We start from the raw sequence: 24,471 nt of genomic DNA on the forward strand, positions 1-24,471 counted from the left end.
CGGGTCTGCCGGCTCTCGGCTTCTCGATGTCGAGGGCGACGTTACGAGGTGCCTCCGACAGTTTTCGAGCCCTCACCGGAACTGTGGATAACGTCGCTCGCCGGGCACAGCCTACCGAACATCCGTTCGATCATGGACGGGCGTCCCGATTCGCCCCGGATTATCCGTGCGCCGAACGCCCTCGACACCGTACGCTGGCGGCCTCGGAGGGTTCCCATCATGACGCTGACCGTCCTCTTCTGCGTCGATCCGCTCCACCCCCGGCGCGTTGACCCCCACTTCACCCGCGAGGCCGCGGCCGTGCGCGACCACTACGGCGAGATCGGCCTCATCGACCACGACGCACTGCGGCGCGGCGACGCCGACACGGCCGTCCGCGGCGTCCCACGCGATCTCGGGCCCACCTGGTACCGCGGCTGGATGCTCACCGGCGCCGAGTACACCACCCTGGCCGCCGCGCTGAAACAACGCGGCACGATCCTGCTCACCCACCCGGACGACTACAGGCGCGCGCACGAGCTGCCGGGCTGGCACGACACGTTCGCGGGGCTGACCCCGAACAGCGTGTGGCAGGAACTCTCCCCAGGTGACGACCCCGGCGATCTGGCCGAGTTGGTACGTCCCCTGCGTGGCGGGCCCGGCGTCGTGAAGGACTACGTCAAGTCCCGCAAGCACGAGTGGGACGAGGCGTGTTTCGTCCCCGACGTCCATGACCTCGCGCGCCTGCGCTCCGTCGCGGCCAAGATGATCGCCCTGCAGGAGGAGTACCTGGCAGGGGGCTTGGTCGTGCGCGAGTACGAGCAGCTCGACGGGGACGGCGAGGCGCGCGTGTGGTGGGTGGACGGGGAGCCGGCGCTCGTGGGCCCGCATCCCGACACCCCCGAAACCGAGCCCGAACCGGACCTTTCCGGAGTCGCCCCGGCCGTCCGGGCGCTGGGCTGCAGGTTCATCACCACCGACCTCGCGCGCCGCGCGGACGGCGCCTGGCGCGTGGTGGAGGTCGGCGACGGACAGGTGAGCGATCTTCCGGCGACGGTCGATCCGATGGATCTGTACGCTCACCTGCCGGTTCCTGATTGACGGTGAGGAAACCGTATTCGATACGGTTTCGTCTCAGATACGACCATAACGTCGCCCGGTAAGGACGTGTCCCCGTTGCCCCCTCAGGAACCTGCACGCCGTCTCAGCTCGCGCGCCGTGAAGATCGGCATGGTGGGCGTGCTCTCCATCGCTGTCACCTCAGCCTGCGGCACCAAGTCCACGACGGCCTGGTGCGTCGACCGGATGGCCCCGCCCACGGGCAAGACCAAGGGCGGTTACAAGGTCGTCCCGGACGCCTACTGCGATACGCGCGAGATCGAGAACGGAACCGTCGGCTATGGCCGGTACTTCTGGTACTACGGCGGCAGGCGCGACGGTAGCGGGTACGTGCGAGGCGGCAGCTACTCCGCCCCGAACAGCCACAGGATCAAGTCCAACAGCGGCCATTCGCTGATCCGGGGCGGTTTCGGTGGCCACGGCCGGAGCGGCGGCTGACATGCGGCGCGAGTACAGCGACCCGCGGCCGGACTGGGCCGCGCGCGTCGAGGCGCAGGGTCTGGCGTACCACCGGACGGCGCATCCCGAATACCTGAAGCGGCCCTACTGGGACGAGTCCGTGCACTACGTCTTCGAGATGGACGAGGTGCTGGCCCTGGAGGAGACCGTCGAGGAGCTGCACCGCATGTGCCTCCAGGCGGTGGAGCACGTGGTCACCACGGGCCGTTACAACGTGCTGGGCATCCCCGACTGGGTGGCGCCCCTCATCGAGGCGTCCTGGCGGCGCCGCGACCCGCACCTGTACGGGCGGTTCGACCTGAGCTACGACGGCAAGGGCCCGGCCAAGCTGCTGGAGTACAACGCCGACACCCCGACCTCCCTGGTGGAGAGCTCGATCGTCCAGTGGTACTGGCTGCGGGACGTCTACCCGGACGACGACCAGTGGAACTCGATCCACGAGCGGCTGGTGGCGCGCTGGAAGGAGATCGCGGGGACCGTCCCGGGCGGGCGCGCGCACTTCGCGTGGACGAACGAGGACGAGACCGGTGAGGAGGTCATGACGATCGCCTACATGCAGGAGACCGCCGAGGAGGCGGGCCTGCCGGGCGAGGCGATCGCCATGGAGGACATCGGCTGGGACACCGTGCGCGCGCGGTTCGTGGACATGAGCGAACGCGAGATCACCACGGCCTGCAAGCTCTACCCCTGGGAGTGGATCGTCGCCGAGCCGTTCGGCCGGAACCTCGCTCACGCGCCCACGCGGTGGATCGAGCCGATCTGGAAGATGATCCTCTCCAACAAGGCGCTCCTGGTGCTGCTCTGGGAACTGTTCCCCGGCCACCCGAACCTGCTGCCCACGTACCTGAACACCCCTGGAAACCTCACGTCCTACGTGCAGAAGCCATTGCTCGGACGCGAGGGCGCGAGCATGCGCATCGTCACCCCGGACGGCCCTGAGGTCAGCACCGAGGGCGAGTACGGGCGCGAGGGTTTCGTGTTCCAGGAGTTCTGCCCGCTGCCCGACTTCGACGGGGAGCACCCCGTCCTCGGCGCGTGGGTCGTGGAGGACGAGTCCGCCGGGCTCGGCATCCGCGAGACCTCGGGTCTCATCACCGACGACACGTCTTCGTTCGTCCCGCACCGCATCCAGCTGTAACCCCCAAGGAGAACCATGACCCCGCTCGCCGCCGCCTCCGGCGACGACAGCCTCGGCCATGTCCTGCTGCACGGCTCCGGAGCCCTGCTCGCGTACGCGGCCGTGGGCCTCGTGCTGTTCGTCGCCGGCTTCTACATGACCGACCTGGCGACGCCCGGACGCCTGATCCACGTGATCCGCCGGGACCGCAACCCCAACGCCACGCTGCTGGCCTGCGCCTCCACGGTCGGCGTCGGCCTGATCGTGGCCGTGTCGATCTTCGCGGCGGGCGGCGACCTGCTCGAGGGCCTGACCCGGACGCTGGTGTTCGGCCTGGTCGGGATCATCGCGCAGACCGCCGCGACGATGGCCTTCAACCGGCTCGTCGGGATCAACGTCCGGGAGCTCGCGGACGGCCCGGAGGACAAGCTCGAGCCCGCCGCGATCCTGCTGGCCGTGGCGAACCTGATGATCGGGTTCGTGACCGCCGTCGCCGTGTACTGACCGCGTGCTGATCATCCCGACGGGAGTGCCTCCTTGGAGGCACTCCCGTTGTCGTGGGCGCACGAGGGGCGCCTGACGGGAGGCGCGAGAAGCTTCTAGCGGAGGGTCGAGGGGACGTCGAAGGTGGCGACGACCGCCTGCCAGACCCTTTTGACCGGTTCGCCGTCAGCCAGAGCCTGGTCGATCGTGCGCCCGCCGAGCTCGGCCAGGACGTAGTCCTTGGCGACGCTCTCGGCGTAGCCCTCCCCGAACTGCTCGGTCATCCGCTGCCAGAACACTGTGAGACGCACGCCGACACGCTATCCGACGGACTCGTCCGCCTCGTCCGGGACGTCCGGGGGCCTTTCCTGGACGTGTTGCCTGTGCAGGCTGGTCAGGAACCGTTCGACGCCTTCGACCACACGGGCCGTCCTGTAGGACGGAACACGTCGAAGGCATGTTGCCCGCCTTGCATCTCGGCGTACAGGACGGGCGCGTCCGAAGCGTCCCGCAGCCTGTCCACGAAGCGGCGGGCCTCCAGGACGGGGATCAGCGAGTCGTGGCTGCCGTGAATGACCAGGAGCGGGGGCGCGTCCGCGCGGAGGTAGGTCACCGGGGACGCCTTGGCGAAAGCCTCACGGTCCTTGGCGAACGGCCGTTTCAGCACCCGTTCCTGTAGCAGGGCGGTCTTCCCGAAGGGAACCGGCCAGGGCCCGGGTTCCACGAAGTCGTATACGCCGTTGAAGGGCACGGCCGCCTGGACGGCGGTGTCAACGCTCTCGAAGCCCGGCTGGAATTCGGGGACGTTCGCCGTGAGCGCGACCATCGCCGCCAGGTGTCCGCCTGCCGAACCTCCCGTCACGCACAGGAAGTCCGGATCGGCCCCGTACTCCTCGGCGCGCGCCGCGGGTCCAGTTCCACGGGAAGTCCGCTGTCGCGCAACGTGACAATCGTCCTGCGCGACGCCGCGATGGTGGCGGCCGTGCCGACGATCCCGGCCAGGCCCTGCGCCGCCCCGAACCAGCCCGGCAGGCCGCCGAGGCCACCGGCGGCGGCCGTCCAGCCACCGCGAGCAGGACGTACGGCATCGGGGCTCCCGGGGTCGCGCCTGCCCTCCAGGGTCCCCGAGCAATCGATTGCTCACAACGTGACGCGGACCACCCTCGCACGGTTTTGTCGGACCCGCGAGGCAGGATGGGACGCATGACCGGACTGCCGCACGACAGCACCGCTGACGTGCTCGAACGCTTCTCCCCGGCGACCCGCGCGTGGTTCGCCGGGGCGTTCGCCGCGCCCACCGCCGCGCAGGCGGGCGCGTGGCGGTCCATCGCGGCGGGCGACCCGACGCTCGTGGTCGCGCCCACGGGCTCCGGCAAGACCCTCGCGGCGTTCCTGTGGTCCCTCGACCGGCTGGCCTCCGCCCCCCTCCCGGACGACCCGAAGCACCGCTGCCGGGTGCTGTACGTGTCGCCGCTGAAGGCACTGGCCGTCGACGTCGAGCGCAACCTGCGCGCGCCCCTGACGGGCATCCGCCAGGCAGCGCGGCGCCTCGGCCTCCCCGAGCCGGACGTGCGGGTCGGCATCCGGTCCGGCGACACCCCCGCGGACGAGCGGCGGCGCCTGGCCACCAAGCCCCCGGACATCCTCATCACCACGCCCGAGTCGCTGTTCCTGCTGCTCACCTCGCAGGCGCGCGAGGCGCTGCGCGGTGTCGAGACCGTCATCGTCGACGAGGTGCACGCGGTGGCGGGCACCAAGCGCGGCGCGCACCTGGCCCTCTCCCTCGAACGGCTCGACGCGCTGCTCGAACGGCCCGCGCAGCGGATCGGGCTGTCGGCGACGGTCCGTCCGGCGGCCGAGGTCGCGGCGTTCCTGGGCGGCGCCCGGCCGGCGGCCGTCGTGCAGCCGCCGTCGGAGAAGGTCTTCGACCTCGACGTGGTCGTCCCGGTGGAGGATCTGGGAGAGATCGCCCAGTTCGTGGACGGTTCCGGCGACACCGACCCGCGCCAGCGCAGCATCTGGCCCCACGTCGAGGACCGGCTGCTCGACCTCATCGAGGCGCACCGCTCCACACTGGTCTTCGCCAACTCCCGGCGGCTCGCCGAACGCCTCTGCGGCCGTCTCAACGAACTCGCCTTCGAACGCGCCATGCGCGCGGAGGAGCAGGCGGAACAGGGCGAGGGTGACGGGCTCCGCCGGATCAGTCCGGACGACATCGAACGCGCCCTCAACCTCGGTCAGCCCGCCGGGCCCGCGCCCACGCGTGAGGAGAGCGGGTTCGCGCGGGCCGGTGGGGGGACGCCCGCGCAGATGATGGCGCAGGCCGGGGCGGCCAAGGGCGTCCCGGCCGAGATCGCGCGGGCGCACCACGGGTCGGTGTCCAAGGAGGAGCGGGCCGGCATCGAGAACGCGCTGAAGGAGGGCCGGCTGCCCGCCGTGGTCGCCACGTCCAGCCTGGAGCTGGGCATCGACATGGGCGCGGTCGACCTGGTCGTCCAGGTGGAGTCGCCGCCGTCGGTGGCCAGCGGCCTGCAGCGCGTCGGGCGCGCGGGGCACCAGGTCGGCGCGGTGTCCAAGGGCGTGATCTTCCCCAAGTACCGCGGCGACCTCGTGCAGACGGCCGTGGTGGCCGAGCGGATGCGCGGCGGTGAGATCGAGGAGCTGCGCTACCCGCGCAACCCCCTCGACGTGCTCGCGCAGCAGATCGTGGCCATGGTCGCCATGGACGAGTGGACCGTGGACGACCTGGATTCCCTGGTCAAGCGGGCCGCGCCCTACGGCACGCTCCCCCGGTCGGCGCTGGAGGCGACGCTCGACATGCTCGCCGGGCGCTACCCGAGCGACGAGTTCGGCGAGCTGCGTCCCCGCCTGGTGTGGGACCGGGTGACCGGCGTCCTGCGCGAGCGTCCGGGCGCCCAGCGGCTGGCCGTGACCAGCGGCGGCACCATCCCGGACCGTGGCCTGTTCGGCGTGTTCCTCGTGGGCGAGAAGGCGTCCCGTGTGGGCGAGCTGGACGAGGAGATGGTCTACGAGTCCCGGGTCGGCGACGTGTTCGTCCTGGGCGCGAGCTCCTGGCGCATCGAGGACATCACGCCCGACCGCGTGCTCGTCTCCCCCGCGCCCGGGCAGCCGGGCAAGCTGCCGTTCTGGCACGGCGACTCGCCGGGCCGCCCGGCCGAGCTGGGCAAGGCGCTGGGCGCGTTCACCCGCGAGCTGGCGGCACTGCCGGAGCAGCGGGCCCGTGCGCGCGTGAACGACGCCGGCCTGGATCGGTGGGCCAGCGAGAATCTGGTGTCCTACCTGGGCGAACAGCGTGAGGCGACCCGGCACGTCCCGGACGACCGGACGGTCGTGGTCGAGCGGTTCCGCGACGAGCTGGGCGACTGGCGCATGGTCGTCCACTCCCCGCTGGGCGCCCGCGTCCACGCACCCTGGGCACTCGCCATAGCGGGGCGGCTACGCGAACGCTACGGCGTGGACGCGCAGGCCATGCACGCCGACGACGGCATCGTCATCCGCATTCCGGACATGGACGATCCGCCGAGCATGGATCTGTGCGCCTTCGACGCCGACGAGATCGAGCGCATCGTCGTCGACGAACTCGGCGGTTCGGCGCTGTTCGCGGCGCGTTTCCGCGAGTGCGCCGCCCGGTCCCTGCTGCTGCCGCGACGCCGTCCCGACAAGCGCATGCCGCTGTGGCAGCAGCGGCAGCGGGCCGCGCAACTGCTGAGCGTGGCCAGCAAGTACCCGTCGTTCCCGATCGTCCTCGAGACGATGCGCGAGTGCCTCCAGGACGTCTTCGACGTCCCGGGGCTCGTCCAGCTCATGCGCGACCTGTCCGGACGCAAGATCCGCATGGTCGAGGTCGAGACGAACGAACCGTCCCCCTACGCGCGCTCCCTGCTGTTCCACTATGTGGGCGCGTTCATGTACGAGGGCGATTCGCCGCTGGCGGAGCGTCGCGCCCAGGCGCTCGCGCTCGACACGGCGCTGCTGTCGGAGCTGCTCGGCCAGGCCGACCTGCGCGAACTGCTCGATCCCGAGGTCGTCGCCGACACCGAACGCGAACTCCAGCGGCTCGCGCCGGAACGCCGTGCGCATGACCTGGAGGGCGTCGCCGACCTGCTGCGCACGCTCGGGCCGCTCACGACGCCGGAGATCGGGCTGCGCCTCACGGGCCCGCACGACGCCGCGCCGTACGCCACCCGGCTCGAGGAGGAGCGGCGGGTCATCCGCGTCCGCGTCGCGGGAGAGGAGCGGTGGGCCGCGATCGAGGACGCGGGCCGTCTCCGTGACGCACTGGGCGTGCCGCTTCCCGTGGGCGTTCCCGAGGCGTTCCTCGAACCGGTGGACGATCCGCTCGGCGACCTGGTGTCCCGGTACGCGCGCACGCACGGGCCGTTCCGCGCCGACGCCGTGGCGGAGCGGTTCGGGCTCGGCGCGGCCGTGGCGACCGAGGCCCTGCGCAGGCTCGCCGCCGACGGACGCGTGGTCGAGGGCGAGTTCCTGCCGGTCGAGGCCGTGTCCGGGCCGCTGACGTCCGAGTGGTGCGACAGCGGCGTGTTGCGGACGCTGCGCCGCCGGTCCCTCGCGCGCCTGCGCGCCGAGGTCGAGCCGTCCCCGCCCGAGGCGCTCGGCCGTTTCCTGCCTGCCTGGCACGGCATCACGGGCGGCTCGCGCCTGCGCGGGGTCGACGCGCTGGTGCAGGCGATCGAGCAGCTCCAGGGGTCGGCCGTCCCCGCTTCGGCGCTGGAGTCGCTGATCCTCCCGTCCCGCGTGCCCGGTTACTCGCCCGCGATGCTGGACGAGCTGACGTCCTCCGGCGAGATCGTCTGGGCAGGTCAGGGAAGCCTTCCGGGCGGGGACGGCTGGGTCTCGCTCTACCTCGCCGACACCGCGCCGCTGCTCATGCCCGAGCCCGCCGAGATCACCGTCACGCCCGTCCACCAGGCGGTGCTCGACCTGCTGGACGGCGGTGGCGCGCTGTTCTTCCGCATGCTGTCCGACCGGGTGAACCAGCAGCTCAGCGTCAACGACCCCGACCTGGTCACCGCCCTCTGGGACCTGGTCTGGGCGGGCCTGCTCACCAACGACACCCTCGCCCCGCTGCGCGCCACGCTCGGTTCGGGCCGTCCCACGCACCGCGCCCGCGCGACCCGCCGGGGCCGCCCGGTCCTGCCGTCCCGCACGGGCCCGCCCACCGTCGCCGGGCGCTGGTGGCCGCTTCCGGAGCGCGAGACCGCACCCACCCTGCGTTCCCACGCCCTCGCCGAATCCCTGCTCGACCGCTACGGCATCGTCATCCGCGGCGCGGTCGCCGCCGAACGCACGCCGGGCGGCTTCTCGGCCGTCTACCCCGTGTTGCGCGCGTTCGAGGAGTCCGGCCGCTGCCGCCGCGGCTACTTCGTGGAGGGCCTGGGCGCCGCCCAGTTCGCCCTGCCCGGCGCCGTCGACCGCCTGCGCGCTCTTCGCCCTTCCCCGCCGCCCGCCCCCGAGCCTCCCGCGTCCCTCTGGGAGTCCCCTGGTGAGGACACTTCCGCCGCGCGATGGGATTCACCCGGGACTGACACGTCCTTCGAACGCTGGAAGTCACCCGCGGACAGCCCGTCGAGCGAGCGCTGGGAGCCGTCCGCCGACGACACGTCGCACGAGCATCGGGAAGCGTCCGCACGAGAGGGTTCTCCTGACAGGTGGGACGAGCCGGGCGATTCTCCCGCATACCGCGAAGCGGCCGGCCGGAGCGGTCTTTCGGGCACGCGGCATGGGCGACCCGCTTCGCTGGGCGGCTCGGTCGCGCCGATGGCGGCCTCGCGCGGGCACGACACGGGCGAGCGTGCGCTCGTCCTCGCGGCGACGGACCCGGCGAACGTCTACGGAGCGGCGCTCCCCTGGCCCGACCGTCCGGACGAGGTGGCGAGCGGGCACAAGCCCGGCAGGAAGGCGGGCGCGCTGGTCGTCCTGATCGGGGGCCGCCTCGTCCTGTACGTCGAGCGCGGCGGCAAGACGCTCCTGACCTGGGACGACGACCCGAACGTCCTGCAACCGGCCGTGGACGCGCTCGCCCTGGCCGTCCGGGAGGGCGCGCTCGGCAAGCTGACCGTCGAACGCGCCGACGGCGAGTCCATCAACGACTCCCCCCTCGCCGCCGCACTCGAGGCCGCGGGCTTCCACCCGACCCCAAGAGGCCTCCGCCTCCGCACCTGACCACACACCCACGCCTGCCCACGACGCCCGACCATGTCCGGCCAGGTGCGCGCCAAGCGCGCCCCGCCACACCCACCCCGCACCTCCGCGACGTCCAACGTGGTGACGGCACCGGCACACCGCACCACGCATGACCTGCACCTCTCTGCGAAGTCCGACCAGGCAGCGGCCCGACGGACCACGCCTTACGCGGCCCGCGCTGACTCGACGACGTCCGATCAGGCTGCGAGCCGGGCTCATCGCAGCTCAGGCGTGCCACTCCTCTCGCGGTATCCAGCCAGGTGGACGGAACCGGCACACGCGCCCCGCACCACCCGCGTCTTTCCGCGACGTTCGGCCCGGCGGGCTACGCCTCAGACGCGGGGCGGTGGGGCTCATGCGGCTGGGGTGCTTTGTGGTGGGGGGTCAGGTGGCGGATTGTGCGCCAGGTAGGCCAGAGGAGGCCTGCTGCGAGGCAGGCGGCGGCGGTCGGGGCGAGGAAGGCGAAGCGCAGGCCGATCGAGGCGCGGACGTCCACGTTCGGCGCTCCGTCCAGGCGCAGGACGGCGACGGACCACGCACCGTGGGTCTTGTTCCAGGTCAGGGTGCGTGGGCCCACGCCAGAGGACGAGGCGACCCAGAAGGTGCGGCGGGTGGGGTCCGGGACGTGCGAAGCGCCGGGGACGTGACGGAAGTGTGCCTGGAAGGGCTTCAGGTCGGCCGAGACGAAGTCGTCGTAGGCGGAGCCGCGGAGGAACGACTCGACCTCGTCCTTGGGTCCGATGCCCACGAAGACCGGGACGTTGGGGTCGACGGGATCGACCTTGATGCGCACGCGCGCCACCTCACCGATGTCCGGGTTCGGGTCGGCGGCGTGTGCGGACGACGAGCCGACGTCGATCTCGTCCGTCTTGAGCGCCACGGCGGAGGTGGTGAACCGGTGTCGGCCGGTGGAGAAGTAGCCGTCCGTGTCCGCCTGGATCGCGGCGACGACCCCGGCGGCCACCCCCGCGAGGAGCAGCAGGGACGAGACCGTCCAGGCCAGCACGCGAGCCGTCACCCGGGCGACGGGTCCGAATTTATTTAGCATGACCGTGCGACGAACGGGATCCGGCTCCCGGCCTCAAAAGATCAAGGCCGGATCCGGCCACGTCAGGGGGAACTCACATGTCCCGCACACCGTCCGCGCGACAACCCAGGCCCGCACGGTTGGTCGCGAAGCGATGCCGCACTCGCACGAGTCACCGGGCCGCGTCCGAGCCGCCAGGCGAGGACGCGGCCCGGAGGCTCAGTTCAACACAGCCAGGGGCTCCATCAGACACGCCGTCCCTTGAAGAGGGAGATGACGCCGCGGAGGGTGCGTTCGTCCAGGGAACCGAAGGGGTTGTCGTGGACGAGGTAGGTCCAGGTGGCGGAGGGGCGCTGGAGGCCCGCGCCGGCCAGGTCCAGGGTGCCGTCCTCGGAGGTCTTGAGGTTCTCGAAGGCGGCGACGGCGGCGGCGCGGGCGTCCGGGAGGAGGCGCCTGCCCGCGGGGACGGCCTCGCTGTTGAACTCGATGAGCGGGTCGAGGCCGCGGGCGAGGGAGCGCAGGTGGATGCCCTCGCGGACGTCGGTGAGGAAGGCGAGGTGGTCCGACCAGCGGCGGTCCAGGTGGAACAGGAGGAGCTGCCGGGCGGCCCGGGCGACGTCGTCGGCCCCGGCGACCTCGACCAGTTCGGCGTGCCTCGCGGGCGTCTTCTCAGCCATGAGCCGGTCGGCGGCGTCACCCCGCAGGACGGCGTCGCGTTCGGCGAGCATCTCGGCGCGCTGGAGGCCGATGAGATGGTTGTAGCGCCAGGTGTTGCGGTGGAGTTCCAGGTCGACGCCCTCGGCGACGCGCTGGGCGTGGCCGACGATCCAGTGCGCGGGCTTCGCGTCGATCAGGCCGTCGTCGCCGGACGCGCCCTTGTACTCCTCGTCGGGGGCGTACCGGGTGACCAGGTCGTCCTGGAGGCTGGTGAAGAACACCGACGCGCCCGGGTCGCCCTGGCGTCCGGAGCGTCCGCGGAGCTGGTCGTCCAGGCGGCTGCTGTGGTAGCGGCCGGTGCCGATGACCAGCAGGCCGCCCGCCTCGACGACCTCGTCGTGGGTCCCGGCGGCGGGGTCGTCCAGCGGGGCGGTGCCGGGGGTCTTCTCGGCCGGGGGGCCGCCGAGCCGGATGTCGGTGCCGCGCCCGGCGATCTGGGTGGACACCGTGATCGCGCCCGGCGCGCCCGCCCGCGCGATGATCGCGGCCTCCTCGGCGTCGTTCTTGGCGTTCAGCACCACGGGCTCGAACCCGGCGCGGACCAGGCGGCGCGCCAGCCGCTCGGACTCGGCGACGTCGCCGGTGCCGACCAGGACGGGCCGCCCGTCGCCGTGCGCGGCGGCGATCTCCTCGACGACCGCGACCTCCTTGTCGGCGGACGTGGCGTACAGCCGGTCGGGACGGTCGTCGCGGACGCACGGCTTGTTCGGCGGGACGACCGTGACGTCCAGGTCGTAGAACTCGCGCAGCTGCCCGGCGACGGCCATGGCGGTGCCGGTCATGCCGCACCGCACCGGGTACCGGCCGATGAGTTCCTGGACGGTGACCGAGTCGAGGATCTCGCCGCTCGGCGAGGCGTCCAGGGCCTCCTTGGCCTCGACGGCCGCCTGCAGGCCGTCCGGCCAGCGCTGGAGCAGCGCGACCCGGCCGCGCGACTCGCTGATCAGCTTCACCGCGCCGTCCCGGACGATGTAGTCGACATCGCGCTGGAGCAGGACCTCGGCGTGCAGGGCGACGTTCACGGCGGTGAGGACGGCCAGGTTGTCGGCCGCGTACAGGTCGATGCCGCCGAGCGACCGCTCGACCTCGCGCGCGCCCGCGGAGGTCAGCTGGACGTTGCGGGCCTCGACGTCGGTGCCGTAGTCGCGTCCGGGACGCAGCCGCCGCACCAGGTCGGCGTAGGACGGGTCGGCCCCGGCGGTGTCGACGGCCCCCGCGAGGACGAGCGGCACCATGGCCTCGTCCACCAGCACCGAGTCGGCCTCGTCGATCAGCGCGACCTCGGGCTCGGGCAGCACCCGGTCGTCCACCGAGGTCGCCAGCCGGTCGCGCAGCAGGTCGAAGCCGATCTCGCTGACCGGCGCGTAGGTGACGTCGGCGGCGTAGGCGGCGCGGCGCTCGTCCGGCGTGGACGTCTGCCCGACCCACCCCACGGACACGCCGAGCAGGTCGTACAGCGGGCCCATCCACTCGGCGTCGCGGCGGGCGAGGTAGTCGTTCACCGACATCACGTGGACGCGCCGTCCACGCAGCGCGTATCCGGCGGCGGCGATCGCCCCGGCCAGCGTCTTGCCCTCGCCCGTGGCCATCTCGGCGACCTGGCCGCGCAGCAGCGCCAGCGTCCCGACCAGCTGCACGTCGTACGGACGCTCCCCCAGCGTCCGCCGCGCGGCCTCCCGGCCCAGCGCGCACACCTCCGCGAGGTCGACGTCCGCAGCGCCCTTCTTGGCAGGCGCGTCCGGCTTGGCAGGCGCGTCCGGCTTGGCAGGCGCGTCCGGCTTGGCAGGCGCGTCCGGCTTGGAGTCTCCGTCCGGGCGGCGTCCGGTGGCAGCGGGAAGGCGGAGGGCGTTCGCGGCGGCGGTCAGCTCGGCGTCGCTCAGCGCGCGCACGCGCGGCTCGCGCTCCCCGGCCTCCCCGACCACGTCGCGCAGCGGTGCGAGGTCGGCGCTGCCGGGCTTCTGCACCAGCCTTCTCAACCGGTCCCGCAGCGCCATGGCATCCCCCCGAAGTCGGTCACGTGGCTCCATCGGTCCCGTCCTCGGGACCGTTCCCCACCATCATGATCCACCCTGGTCCTCCGCTGAAGGTCTGACCGGCGTTTCATACCGTGGGTGGATCCCCTTCGGCCGTTCAGGTGACAGCATTGCCGTACATGGGGTTGCGGTGACTCTGGGGATGCGGGGTCGCCGCGGAACGGGGGTCAGCATGACACCGACGGCACGGTATGCCGCGGCGCAACGGCGCAGGCGGCAGGTCATCAACCAGGTCATCATCGACCGTGCCCTGCGCGATCCGCGCCGGCACGAGGTGCCCGAACCACAGCCCGCGAGCAAATAGGAGCCCTCCTCCCACGCAGGCGCCGCCGCACCCCTCCGCGGCGGCGCCTGCCTTTTGCCCGCTCAGGCGGGGAGAACGGCGGAGGCTCAGGTGGAGAAGACCTCGTCGCGGGCCTTCTCCAGGGCGGCGTGGAGGGCGCCCCGCAGGACGGGGTTGCCGTCGATCTCGGTGACGGTCACGGCGGGACGGGTCGGGCTCAGGCGGCCGACGGCGCGCTCGATGCGTTCGGCCAGGGGACGCCCGCCGGCGCGTCCGAGTTCGCCCGAGAGCACCACCAGGCCGGGGTCGAGGACGATGTTGACCGAGGTCACGCCGTAGGAGATGCGGACGGCCAGCTCGTCCAGGAAGTCGCCGCCGCGGGCCTCGTCGGCGGCGGCCACGCGGACGCACTCGACGGCGGTGGGCTCGGTGATGCCGTGCCGGTGGGCCAGGGCTCGGACGGCGTCCGCGCCGACCAGTGAGCCGTAGCCGCCGGCGAGGGCCGGGATGCCCCAGGACGTCGACTCGGTGACGCCCTCCTCGCCGTCCATGGGGGCGCGCCGGGCGGTGCCGAGGGGCAGCGGCGCGCCGGGGACGGGCAGGTAGCCGATCTCGCCCGCGCCGCCGAACCGGCCGCGGATCAGGCGTCCGCCGAGCATGACCGACAGGCCGATGCCGCGGTCGAGCCACATGAGGGCGAAGTCCTCGTGGTCGCGGGCGCCGCCGTAGGCGCGCTCGGCGAGGGCGGCGAGGTTCACGTCGTTCTCGATGACGACCGGACGGCGCAGGTCGTGGCGCAGGGCCGACAGGACGCCCTCGTGCCAGTGCGGCAGGTCGAAGGCGAACTGGACGTCGCCGGTCTCGGGGTCGACGACGCCCGGCGTCCCGATGACGAGGACGGTCAGCTTCCTCAGCGCGACCCGGGCCGAGCGGGCGGCCTTCACCACGGCGTTGTGGACGGACTTGACCGGATCGCCCCCGTTGTTCGGGTCGACGGTAACCTGGGCGGCGACACTCCCGGTGATGTCGGCGACGCCCGCAGTGACCCCCTCCGGACCGACCGACAGTCCCGCGACGTAGGCGGCCCCGGGCACGACCGAGTAGAGGGCGGCGTTCGGCCCGCGTCCGCCCGCCTGCTCCCCCACGACCTCGACGAGCCCACGCTCCTCCAGCCGGGCCAGCAGCTGGGAGGCGGTGACCTTGGACAACCCGGTGTGCGCGCCGATCTGGGCGCGGGTCAGCGGACCGCGCGCGACCAGCAGGTCCAGGGCGGCCCGGTCGTTCAGCTCGCGCAGCAGGCGCGGCGTCCCGGGGCGGCTCTCCATGCTCGTGTCGTCCCCTCGAAGTCTCAATCCGCTAACGGGCGGTTTTGTTTAGGAAAGTTTCTTGTTAGTTTACGCGCAAGCGTCCCACCGCCCCAGGCGAACGGAGCAGGACGCGAGCGTTTCACCGACTCGCGAGCACCCCCCGCGGCCGGTGCGCGGAACACCGGGCATGGCTGGACCTTAAACGGTCCGGCACCGGTTTCCCGCATCGCGCCGTGAAGTCCCGCCCGCGAGGGGCGGCCGGAAGAAGGAGAACCCCTTGAAGATCGCGAAAATCACGGCCGTCGGCGCGGCCCTGGCGATCGGCCTCACCGCGTGTGGCGGCGGCGACAAGAAGGACAAGGACTCGGGAGCCGAGCCCGCGAAGCTGACCGCCTGGTTCATGGGCGCGGCCAACAAGGAGGAGGACGGCGTCCTCGCGCAGGCCAAGGCCGACTTCCAGCAGAAGCACCCGAAGACCCAGGTCGAGGTCGTCTACGTCCCGTGGCCGGACGCGACCAAGAAGCTCCAGGACGCGCTGAACACCGGCCAGGGCCCGGACGTCGTCGAGATCGGCAACGACCAGGCCGTGACCTGGGCCGGGCAGAGCGCCCTCGCCGACATCACCGGGAACGTGAACGGCTGGACGGAGGGCAAGGACCTGGTCAAGGGCTCCCTGGACCTCGGCCAGCTGGACGGCAAGACCTACGCCGTGCCGTGGTACGCCGGTGTCCGGGTCGTCTGGTACCGCAAGGACCTGTTCCAGAAGGACGGCGTCCAGATCCCCAAGACCTGGGACGAGCTGAAGGCCGCCGCCAAGACCATCCAGGACAAGGAGGGCGGCAAGGTCGACGGCATCGCCGCCCCGTCCGACTTCACCAACGGGTTCGCCAGCTTCCTGTTCGGCGCGGGCGGCGACATCGCCGCCCAGGAGAACGGCAAGTGGGCCGGCAAGCTCGACACCCCCGAGGCCAGGAAGGCCGTCGAGTTCTACACCGGCCTGGTCAAGGACGGCGTCGCCCCCAAGAAGTACATCGGGGTGAACGAGCTGGCCGGTCCGCAGAAGGACTTCGCCAACGGCAAGCTCGGCATGTACATCGACGGCGCCTGGACGCTGCCGCAGATCGAGAAGATCAGCGCCAAGTACACCAAGGAGATGGGCGCGTTCACCATCCCGACGCCGACCGGCCAGGTCGGCCCGGCGTTCTCGGGCGGCTCGCACCTGGCGGTCTGGCGTGACTCCAAGGCCAAGGGCGTCGCGTTCGACTACCTGTCCTCGGTGGCGAGCAAGAAGAACGCCAAGGCGTTCGCCGACCAGCTGAAGTTCTTCCCGCAGTTCACCGACCTGCTGAAGGACGACTCCTACGCCAAGGACCCGATCCAGGGCCCGGCCTCGCAGCAGATGGCCAACGTCAAGGGCGCGCCGAAGACCCCGAACTGGACCGAGGCGGACCAGAACAAGAAGATCATCCCCACCCTCCTCAAGGAGGTCATGAACGGGGGCTCGATCGACTCGGCGATCGCCAAGGCCAACAAGGCCATGACCGACACCCTCAACCAGAGCTGACCCGTCAGCCCGGCGGGCCGGGACCGCTGCCCGGTCCGCCGCCGACGTCCCGGCCGGCGACGCGTCCGCACACGCGTCGCCGGCCGGGACCTCCACCGTTCCGCGGGCCCGGATCGACCGTCCCGCCCACGACGTCGGCGGGGACCCCGGTTCCCGCCCGCGGACGGTACTCCCCGCCCGCAGGCGGACGGTACCCCCGCCCGCAGAGTCCCCGAGGGATAGGCCAGCCTCCATGGCGAACACCGCCGACACGGCGAACCCCGCCTCCATGGCGAACACAGGGGCCCCGCGCGCTCCCGGCCGGGCCGAGCGCCCCGGCGGGCCCGGCGGCCCGCGCCCGGCGCGCCGCACCGTCCGGTTCCGTCCGGGCCCGTACCTGCTGATCGCGCCGACCGTCGCGACCATCGCGGTGCTCATCCTCTACCCGATCGGCCAGCTCGTCTGGATGTCGTTCCACAAGATCGGCACCCGCGAGGTCCGCGGCCTCGAACCCGCCGAGAACGTCGGGTTCAAGAACTTCAGCACGGTCCTCGAAGACGACTTCTTCTGGAAGGTCCTCCTCAACACCGTGCTCTCGGCCGCCGCGATGGTCGTCCTCACGATGATCGTCGGCACCCTGGTCGGGCTGCTGCTGAACCGGCTCGGCAGGAAGATGTCGCTGCTGGTGTCGTCCGGCGCGCTGCTCGCGTGGGCGACCCCGGCGATCTCGTCCGCGATCGTCTACAAGTGGCTGTTCACGCCCGGCGGCGGCCTGGTCCCGTGGCTGCTGGACCTGCTGCCGAACTGGCTCGTCGGCGGCGGCTGGGACGACTACAACTGGTTCTCCGAGCCGCTGACCACCTACGTCGTGCTGGTCCTCTGCGTCGTCTGGCAGTCGTTCCCGTTCATCGCGGTGTCGGTCCTCGCCGGGCTGAAGAGCGTGCCCAGCGAGCTGTACGAGGCGGCGCGGGTGGACGGCTCGTCGGCGTGGACGACGTTCTGGCAGATCACCTTCCCGCTGCTGAAGCCGGTGTTCCTGGTGCTCACCGTCCTGTCGATCATCTGGGACTTCAAGGTGTTCACCCAGCTGTGGTTCCTGTCCGGCGGCACCGCCAACCGGGACTCGTTCAACCTCGCCATGTACGCCTACTCCGAGGCCGTGGCGTTCCCGGCCAAGTACGGGCTGGGGGGCGCGATCGCGCTGGTCCTCACCGCCATCCTGCTGGTGTTCACCGGCTTCTACGTGCGGGTCATGGTCAAGCAGGGGGAGGTCGCGTGAGCACATCGCGCACGGGCGGGCGCGGCACGCGCGTCGCCCTGAACACCGCGGGGATCCTGGTCTTCCTGTTCGCCGTCTTCCCCGTCTTCTGGATGGTGTCGTCGGCGTTCAAGACCGACGAGGACATCAACTCCGAGACGCCGCTGCCGGTGCCGGTGCACTGGACGCTGCGCCACTTCAAGGCCGTGATCAACGGCCAGGGCCTGGACTACGGCCTGTTCCACTTCTTCCTGAACAGCCTGATCGTCGCGGTCGTCACGGTCGCGGTGGGAAGCGTGGTCTCGGTCCTGGCCGCCTACGCGGTCGCCCGCACCCGGTTCCGGGGCCGGGTCGCGTTCCTGCTGATGTTGATCATCGTGCAGATGGTGCCGCTGGAGGCGCTGATGCTGCCGCTGATGCTGAACGCGCAGCGGCTGCACCTGCTGAACAGCCTGGGCGGCGTGATCATCGTGTACGTCGGGTCGACGCTGGCGTTCTCGGTGCTGATGCTGCGCGGGTTCGTCGCGGCCGTCCCGAAGGACCTGGAGGACGCCGCGTCCATCGACGGCGCGTCCAGGGCCACGACGTTCTGGCGGATCACCTTCCCGCTGGTCGCGCCGGGCCTGGTCGCGACCAGCATCTTCTCCTTCGTGAACGCGTGGAACGAGTTCGTCATCGCGTTCGCGTTCCTGAAGGACCAGGACAAGTACATGCTGCCGCTGACGCTGTCCTACAGCTTCGGCCGGACGCAGGTGGAGTGGGGCTCGATCATGGCGTCCTCCACCCTGTTCACCATCCCGGTGATGGTCTTCTTCCTGATCGTGCAACGCCGGATGGTGTCCGGCCTGGTAGCGGGGGCAGTCAAGGGATGAGCCAGCGAATCGGAAACGACGAGGTCGGACGGCTCGCGCGGAGCGCCCTGCTGCCGTCCTTCGACGGCCCGGCGGCGCCCCGCTGGGTCCTGGACGAGCTGGAGCGCGGCCTCGGCGGCGTGACCCTGTTCGCGCTGAACGGGAACGTCCCGGACACCGGGCGGCTGGCGGCGCTGACCGCCCGGATGCGCACCGCCGGGACGCCCCTGGTGACCATCGACGAGGAGGGCGGCGACGTCACCCGCCTCGGCGGGCACAAGGAGGCCAGCCCGTACCCGGGCAACGCGGCGCTCGGCGCGGTGGACGACGTGGCGCTGACCCGCCGCGTCTACCGGTCGCTCGGCGCGGAGCTCGGCGCGGTCGGGGTCAACCTGAACTTCGCGCCGTCGGTGGACGTCAACACCGCCGCCGACAACCCGGTGATCGGCACCCGCTCGTTCGGGCCCGACCCGGAGCTGGTGGCGCGGCACGCGGCGGCGGCCGTCGCGGGCACCCAGGAGGCGGGGGTCGCGGCCTGCGCCAAGCACTTCCCCGGTCACGGGGCCACCGTGGAGGACTCGCACCTGGGCGTGCCCGTCGTCGACGCCGACCTGGAGCTGCTCGACCGGCGCGAGCTGGTGCCGTTCCGGGCGGCCATCGAGGCCGGGGCCCGGGCGGTGATGACGGCGCACCTCGACCTGCCGAAGATCACCGCCGGGGTCCCGGCCACCCTCTCGCACGCCGTGATCACCGGTCTGCTCCGCGAGCACCTGGGGTACCGGGGCGTGATCGTGACCGACGCGCTGGACATGAAGGGCGCGAGCGGCGCGATCGGCATCCCGGAGGCGGCCGTGCGGGCCCTGCTCGCGGGCGCCGACCTGCTCTGCCTCGGTCCGCGCGAGCACCACGGGTCGCTGCTGGCGGTGCTGGCCGCGATCGAGGGCGCGGTCGCGTCCGGGCGGCTGCCGATCGAGCGGCTGGCGGACGCCGCCGCGCGCACCGGCGCGCTGAAGGACTGGCTGGAGGGGAGCGCCGCCGTCCCGGTGGACCGGGCCGCCGGCCTGGACGCGGCGCGCCGGGCCGTGCGGATCACCGGCGACCTGCCCGCCTTCCCCGTCGCGCCGCTGGTGGTGGAGCTGGCCTCGGACGGCAACATCGCGGTCGGCCCGACGCCGTGGGGCCTGTCCCCGTGGGCCGCCGACGCCGTCCGGGCGGAGGGCACGCCGGACGAGGCGGGCGACGTGCTGGAACGTGCCACCGGACGCGGCCTGGTCGTGGTCCTGCGGGACGCGCACCGGCACGCCGGGCAGCGGGCGCTGGCCTCCGCGCTGCTGGCGGCCCGTCCGGACGCGGTGCTGGTGGACATGGGCCTGCCGGTCTGGCGGCCGGAGGGCGCGGTCCACGTCGCGACCTACGGCGCGGCGCAGGCCAACGCCCGCGCGGCGGCCGAGGTCCTCGGCCTCGCGAACCGGGACCTCGCGGAGTCCGAGGTCTGACGTCCTGAGGTCCCTCGCTCCGCGGGCCTCGCACGCTGAAAGGGATCCGCGGACCGAGCGGGGTGGGGTGGGAGGGGCGGACGGCCGCGATCCGGCGTCCGCCCCTTTCCCGTCCGCCGACGTCCCCTGCATCTCCCGGGATGCGGACCGTTCCCGGGGCTGATGGGGGGCTAAAGCCCAACCAGTCCGATCGGCAAGGGATAATACGTTCATGCGATTGTCCGCCCGGGTCGACTACGCGTTGCGAGCCGCCGCGGAGCTGGCGGTGGCCGGGAATCACCCCGTCACCGCGGTCCAGCTCGCGGAGGCGCAGCAGATCCCTCCCAAGTTCCTCGAGAACATCCTCGGCCAGTTGCGCCGGTCGGGTCTGGTGCGCAGCCAGCGCGGGCCGGAGGGCGGCTACTGGCTGGCGCGACCGGCCGACAAGATCGCCCTGGCCGACCTGATCCGCGCGATCGACGGGCCCCTGCTCGGCGTCCGGGGCGAGCGCCCCGAGCACGTCGGCTACGAGGGCCCGGCGGCGTCGCTCCAGGAGGTCTGGATCGCGCTGCGGGCCAGCGAGCGCGCCATCCTGGAGCAGGTGACGCTGGCGCACATCGCGTCCGGCGACCTGCCCGAGCAGGTCCGCAAGCTCACCGAGGATCCGGCCGCCTGGGAGAGCCCCTCCCTGATCTAGGCCATGCCCGAGGGCGACACGATCTTCCTGGCCGCCCGGCGACTGCGCGACGCGCTCGCCGGGCGGCCTCTCACGCTCTCGGACTTCCGCGTCCCCCGCTACGCCACGCTCGACCTGCGCGGACGCGCCGTCGACGACGTGGTCCCCCGGGGCAAGCACCTGCTGGCGAGGATCGAGGGCGGGCTGACCGTCCACACGCACCTGAAGATGGACGGCGAGTGGCGGATCCGCCCGGCCGGGGCCCCGCCGCGCGACCACCGGGTGCGGCTGGTGCTGGCGAACGCCGAGTGGATGGCGGCGGGCTACTCGCTCGGCACGGTCGAGGTCCTGCCCACGGGCGAGGAGGACCGCGCGGTCGGCGGCCTCGGCCCCGACCTCCTGGCTCCGGACTGGGACGCCGCCGAGGCCGTCCGGCGCCTCACCCGCGATCCCGGCCGCGCCGTCGGCGAGGCCCTTCTCGACCAGACCCTGCTCGCCGGGATCGGCAACGTCTACAAGTCCGAGATCCTGTTCCTGCGCGGTGTGCACCCGTGGACGCCGGTCGGGGCCGTCCGCGACCCGGACGGGATGGTCGACCTGGCCCGGCGCCTGCTCGACGCCAACAAACTGCGGCACGGCCACGTCACGACCGGCGACCTGCGGCCCGGACGGCGCAACTGGGTGTACGGCCGGGCGGGGCGTCCCTGCCTGCGCTGCGGCACCCGGATCCGGCGGGCCGACCAGGGCCGCGCGGACCAGGGACGCGGGGACCAGGGACGCGGGGACCAGGGTCCGGCCTCCGGCGAGCGGGTCACTTTCTGGTGCCCCCGCTGCCAGCCCGAGCCCCGATCCGCCCGCGCCTAGACCGTCGCGGCGGCCCGCTCGCCTGGAACCGCGGGGCTCTCGGCGCGGGCCAGCAGAGCGGTCCCGGCGACCATGGCCACCGCGCCGAGGACGACGATGAGCGCCGCGATCAGCAGCGTGGACGACAGGCCGAGCACGCCGGTCACCGCGCCGAAGGCGAACGGGGCGATCGCCGCGCCGGTGAACAGCCCGAGCTGGACCTGACCGCCCGCGCGGGCCCCGTCACCGGGCAGCACCCGCAGCACGGCCGCGAACAGCAGGCCCGTCCAGCCCCAGCCGCCCGCGACGGTCAGCACCGCCCCGGCGACGAAGCAGACGGGGTTCCCGGCGGCGGTGACCAGCAGGCCGATCCCGCCCGCGAGCATCATGCCCGCGACGACCGCGGGGTTGCGGCGCGGCGCCCGGTCGGCGGCCGTGCCCGCGACGAGCCGGACGGCGACGGCGAGCAGCCCCGCGACCGACTGCATGATCCCGGCGAGACCGGTGGACAGGCCCGACTGCGTCCCGATCTGGATGAAGTACGAGGCCATGGCGTTGGAGCCGATCGTGGCGAGCGCCGCGGCGACCGTCCACAACACGAGCACCGCGCCGATCCCCCGCACCGGCGCGACGGCGGGCTTCTCGGCGGACGTGCCCGGACGGGACGCGGCTCCGGCGGCCGGGACGCGTGCCAGCGGTGTCACGACGAGGCCCAGCACCGGGCAGACCAGCGCGGCCCAGAGGGCGGCGCGCCAGCCGTGCGGCCCGGCGACCAGGCCCGCGAGCAGGCCGGGCAGCAGGGGGCTCACCCCGAGCGCCGCGCTGACCAGCCCGGACGCCAGGGACAGCCGGTGCGCCGGGACGCGGCCCGCGATGAACCGGCCCGCGACCGGCTGGGTGAGCGCGTTGCCCGCGCCCGCGAGGGCCAGCGCCGCGCCGAGCACGGCCGCGTTCGGGGCCAGCGCCGCCAGGACGAGCCCGGCCGCGGCCAGGACGTTGACCAGGGCGAGCACGACCGGCACCGCCAGCTTCGCGGCGGCCCGGCGGGCGAGCGGCGCGCCGAGCGCGCTCACCGCGAAGAAGCCGCTCAGGACGAGGCCGAACACGGTCCTGGAGACCGGCAGCCCCTCTTCGACGGGGGTGGCGAGCGCCGCGACGCCGAAGACCGGCGTCATCGCGGCGACGATGCTGAGGACGACGGCCGCCAAGCCCTTCCAGGTGTTCATACCGGGATGATCCGCCCGGCCGACGCCCCGCCGCCAAGATCCTTGGTGATGCCGGATCGGCATGACCATGGGGGCATGACCGCTCGAACCGGCATTACCGTTCCGGGCATGGACGTTTCGACGCGCTCGCTACGGTACTTCGTCGCCGTGGCGGAGGAGCTGCACTTCACCCGCGCGGCGGAGCGGCTGTACGTGGCGCAGCCCGCGCTGTCCAAGGCCGTCCGGCGGCTGGAGGAGGAGCTGGGCGCGGCGTTGTTCGTCCGCACCCGGCACTCGGTGGCGCTGACCGACGCGGGCCGCTCGCTGCTGCCCGTCGCCCGCACCGCCGTCGAGGCCCTGGACGACTGGGAGCGGCAGGCCCGCGCCGACCGGGACGCCGCCGCCCGGATGCTGCAGATCGGCTACCACTCGGCGGTCTCCCCCGCGCTGCTGCGCGACGTCACCGAGCGGTTCGCCGCGCTTCGCCCGGACCTGCGGGTCGAACTGCGGCTGAACGACTGGAGCGATCCGGCGGGCACGGTCCTGTCCGGACGCGACCGCGCGGCGCTGCTGCGCCTGCCGGTCCCGGGCGCGAACCTGCTGGACCACGAGGTCATCGTCCGCGAAGGACGCTGCGTCGCGCTGCCGGAGGGGCACCGGCTGGCCGAGCGCGCGTCCGTGCGCCTGGCCGACCTGCGGGACGAGACGTTCGTGGCGCTGCCCGCGTCGTCCGGGCCTCTGCGTGAGCACTGGCTCGCCGTGGACGGTCTCGGCACGCTGCCGAAGGTCGGCGTCGAGGTGCACAACTCCGAGGACTACTTCCTCGCCATCCAGTCCGGCCGTGGCATCGCGATGGTCGCGGAGATGTCGTCGCGCGTGTACCGGCGTCCGGGCGTGGTCTACCGGCCCATCGAGGACGCGCCGGTGAGCGAACTCGCCGTCGTCTGGCCGCGCGGCGACACCGACCCGGTGCTGCGCGACTTCGTCCGCGCCTGCCTGGAGGCGTCCGAGAACCACTGACCACCACGAGCCACCGAGCCCCGCGAGTTACCGGGTTCCCGAGGTCCGGGCGGCGAGCCGGGCCTCGATGCCGTCCAGGATGACGGCGAGGCCCTGGTGGAAGCTCTCGTCCACGAGCATCTCCAGGTAGGGCCCGTCGTGCTCGGGCGGCGGGACGTCGCGGGACTCCAGCCAGGCCATGTCCGGGACGGCGTCGAGGTGGTCGGGCGCGACCTCCGCCAGCGCGGCGGCGCGGGCGTTCCACCACTCCTCGTCCGAGACGCCGGTCGTGCGGGCCGCCTGGCGCGCCTCGTTCACGGCCCTGACCGCGCCGTCCACGTACCGGACGAGGACGGGCATGGTCGCGCGCGCCTCGTCCGGCCGCAGTCCCGCCCGGCGCAGGACCCCGGCCAGCGCGTTGTAGGCGAGGTACTCGTTGGGCCCGAGGACGGGACGCGCCTCCGACACCTGCGACACCCACGGATGCCGCAGCTGGAACTCGCGCGTGACCTCGGCCCAGGCGACCAGCGCGTCGCGCCACCGGTCCTGCGGGAAGGAGGCGGGCAGCTCGCCGAGCACCTTGTCGTACATCAGGTCGACCAGCTCGGCCTTGCCCTGGACGTAGGTGTAGAGCGCCATGGCGGTGCGCCCGAGCCGCTCCCCCACCAGCCGCATGGACAGCGCCGCCGTGCCGACCTCGTCGGCGACCTCGATCGCCGCGTCGACCACGGCGTCCACGGACAGTCCGGGCTTGGGACCGGGCATGCCCGCCCTCGACGCCGGGGACCGCGCGGCCTCCCGCCAGAGCAGCTCCATCGAGCGGCGCGGGTCGCCCTGTCCCACGAAGACGGCCATGTCTGGACTCCTTATGG

Annotated in this window: 19 protein-coding genes; 12 read left to right on the forward strand and 7 right to left on the reverse strand. The window is 72.7% G+C overall.

From position 1 onward, the window contains the following. The first annotated feature begins 219 nt into the window (after positions 1-219). The 4 genes from P696_RS0108225 to P696_RS0108240 all read left to right on the forward strand — a co-directional run bounded on the left by P696_RS0108225 (position 220) and on the right by P696_RS0108240 (position 3,178). Positions 220-1,080, forward strand: coding sequence for an ATP-grasp domain-containing protein (locus P696_RS0108225; protein ID WP_026411963.1), 861 nt, complete (start codon positions 220-222; stop codon positions 1,078-1,080). A gap of 117 nt (positions 1,081-1,197) precedes the next feature. Continuing rightward, positions 1,198-1,536: a hypothetical protein gene (locus tag P696_RS0108230; RefSeq protein ID WP_245627559.1), complete on the forward strand. Its 339-nt coding sequence runs from the start codon at positions 1,198-1,200 to the stop codon at positions 1,534-1,536. 1 nt (position 1,537) lies between these two features. After that, a complete protein-coding gene (locus tag P696_RS0108235) occupies positions 1,538-2,695 on the forward strand; it encodes a glutathionylspermidine synthase family protein (protein WP_026411965.1) in 1,158 nt (385 codons plus the stop codon). A gap of 15 nt (positions 2,696-2,710) precedes the next feature. Next, positions 2,711-3,178 (forward strand): DUF350 domain-containing protein, encoded by a 468-nt coding sequence (locus tag P696_RS0108240; RefSeq protein WP_026411966.1) that lies wholly within the window; start codon positions 2,711-2,713, stop codon positions 3,176-3,178. 95 nt (positions 3,179-3,273) lie between these two features. Here P696_RS0108240 and P696_RS0108245 read toward each other — a convergent pair whose 3' ends face one another. Together P696_RS0108245 and P696_RS59220 are read right to left on the reverse strand one after the other, a co-directional pair. Beyond that, positions 3,274-3,468, reverse strand: coding sequence for a DUF3046 domain-containing protein (locus P696_RS0108245; protein ID WP_026411967.1), 195 nt, complete (start codon positions 3,466-3,468; stop codon positions 3,274-3,276). Positions 3,469-3,551: 83 nt separating this feature from the next. Continuing rightward, complete coding sequence (locus P696_RS59220) at positions 3,552-4,301, reverse strand: prolyl oligopeptidase family serine peptidase (RefSeq protein ID WP_084336972.1); 750 nt, start codon at positions 4,299-4,301, stop codon at positions 3,552-3,554. A 59-nt stretch (positions 4,302-4,360) separates the two neighbouring features. Between P696_RS59220 and P696_RS0108255 the strand changes: the two genes are divergently transcribed. Beyond that, entirely contained in the window at positions 4,361-9,361 is a 5,001-nt protein-coding gene (locus P696_RS0108255; protein ID WP_051467040.1) for an ATP-dependent helicase, read from the forward strand. Positions 9,362-9,707: 346 nt separating this feature from the next. On the opposite strand, the gene P696_RS0108260 is transcribed toward P696_RS0108255, so the two are convergent. The 3 genes from P696_RS0108260 to P696_RS0108270 form a co-directional block, all read right to left on the reverse strand. Continuing rightward, the gene (locus tag P696_RS0108260; protein WP_157429559.1) at positions 9,708-10,400 is read right to left on the reverse strand and encodes a hypothetical protein; all 693 of its coding nucleotides are present in this window, start codon (positions 10,398-10,400) and stop codon (positions 9,708-9,710) included. Positions 10,401-10,654: 254 nt separating this feature from the next. Further along, on the reverse strand, positions 10,655-13,120 hold the full coding sequence (gene secA2, locus P696_RS0108265) for an accessory Sec system translocase SecA2 (protein ID WP_064743930.1): 2,466 nt from the start codon (positions 13,118-13,120) through the stop codon (positions 10,655-10,657). Between the two features lie 429 nt (positions 13,121-13,549). Then, entirely contained in the window at positions 13,550-14,767 is a 1,218-nt protein-coding gene (locus tag P696_RS0108270; RefSeq protein WP_026411972.1) for an ROK family transcriptional regulator, read from the reverse strand. 259 nt (positions 14,768-15,026) lie between these two features. On the opposite strand from P696_RS0108270, the gene P696_RS0108275 reads away from it, so the two are divergent. The 6 genes from P696_RS0108275 (at position 15,027) to P696_RS0108300 (ending at position 21,416) form a co-directional block, all read left to right on the forward strand. Continuing rightward, positions 15,027-16,313: an extracellular solute-binding protein gene (locus P696_RS0108275; protein WP_026411973.1), complete on the forward strand. Its 1,287-nt coding sequence runs from the start codon at positions 15,027-15,029 to the stop codon at positions 16,311-16,313. A 232-nt stretch (positions 16,314-16,545) separates the two neighbouring features. Further along, a complete protein-coding gene (locus P696_RS0108280) occupies positions 16,546-17,571 on the forward strand; it encodes a carbohydrate ABC transporter permease (RefSeq protein ID WP_245627561.1) in 1,026 nt (341 codons plus the stop codon). Beyond that, the gene (locus tag P696_RS0108285; protein WP_026411975.1) at positions 17,568-18,422 is read left to right on the forward strand and encodes a carbohydrate ABC transporter permease; all 855 of its coding nucleotides are present in this window, start codon (positions 17,568-17,570) and stop codon (positions 18,420-18,422) included. Before P696_RS0108280 ends, P696_RS0108285 begins: the two co-directional genes overlap by 4 nt. Beyond that, positions 18,419-19,897 carry a glycoside hydrolase family 3 protein gene (locus P696_RS0108290; RefSeq protein WP_026411976.1) on the forward strand — a complete coding sequence of 493 codons (1,479 nt, stop codon included), beginning with the start codon at positions 18,419-18,421 and terminating at the stop codon, positions 19,895-19,897. The genes P696_RS0108285 and P696_RS0108290 overlap by 4 nt, the downstream gene beginning before the upstream one ends. A gap of 211 nt (positions 19,898-20,108) precedes the next feature. Next, entirely contained in the window at positions 20,109-20,573 is a 465-nt protein-coding gene (locus tag P696_RS0108295) for an RrF2 family transcriptional regulator (protein ID WP_026411977.1), read from the forward strand. A gap of 3 nt (positions 20,574-20,576) precedes the next feature. Continuing rightward, complete coding sequence (locus tag P696_RS0108300) at positions 20,577-21,416, forward strand: Fpg/Nei family DNA glycosylase (RefSeq protein ID WP_026411978.1); 840 nt, start codon at positions 20,577-20,579, stop codon at positions 21,414-21,416. Here P696_RS0108300 and P696_RS0108305 read toward each other — a convergent pair. Then, entirely contained in the window at positions 21,413-22,621 is a 1,209-nt protein-coding gene (locus P696_RS0108305; RefSeq protein WP_026411979.1) for an MFS transporter, read from the reverse strand. The two genes, P696_RS0108300 and P696_RS0108305, sit on opposite strands and share 4 nt — an antisense overlap. Before the next feature lie 108 nt (positions 22,622-22,729). Between P696_RS0108305 and P696_RS55715 the strand changes: the two genes are divergently transcribed. Further along, positions 22,730-23,620: a LysR family transcriptional regulator gene (locus P696_RS55715; protein WP_026411980.1), complete on the forward strand. Its 891-nt coding sequence runs from the start codon at positions 22,730-22,732 to the stop codon at positions 23,618-23,620. A 27-nt stretch (positions 23,621-23,647) separates the two neighbouring features. Here P696_RS55715 and P696_RS0108315 read toward each other — a convergent pair whose 3' ends face one another. Then, positions 23,648-24,454: a TetR/AcrR family transcriptional regulator C-terminal domain-containing protein gene (locus tag P696_RS0108315; RefSeq protein ID WP_026411981.1), complete on the reverse strand. Its 807-nt coding sequence runs from the start codon at positions 24,452-24,454 to the stop codon at positions 23,648-23,650. Positions 24,455-24,471 lie beyond the last annotated feature (17 nt).

This window comes from Actinomadura oligospora ATCC 43269, assembly GCF_000518265.1.
In the GTDB taxonomy this organism is placed as follows: Bacteria; Actinomycetota; Actinomycetes; order Streptosporangiales; family Streptosporangiaceae; genus Spirillospora; species Spirillospora oligospora.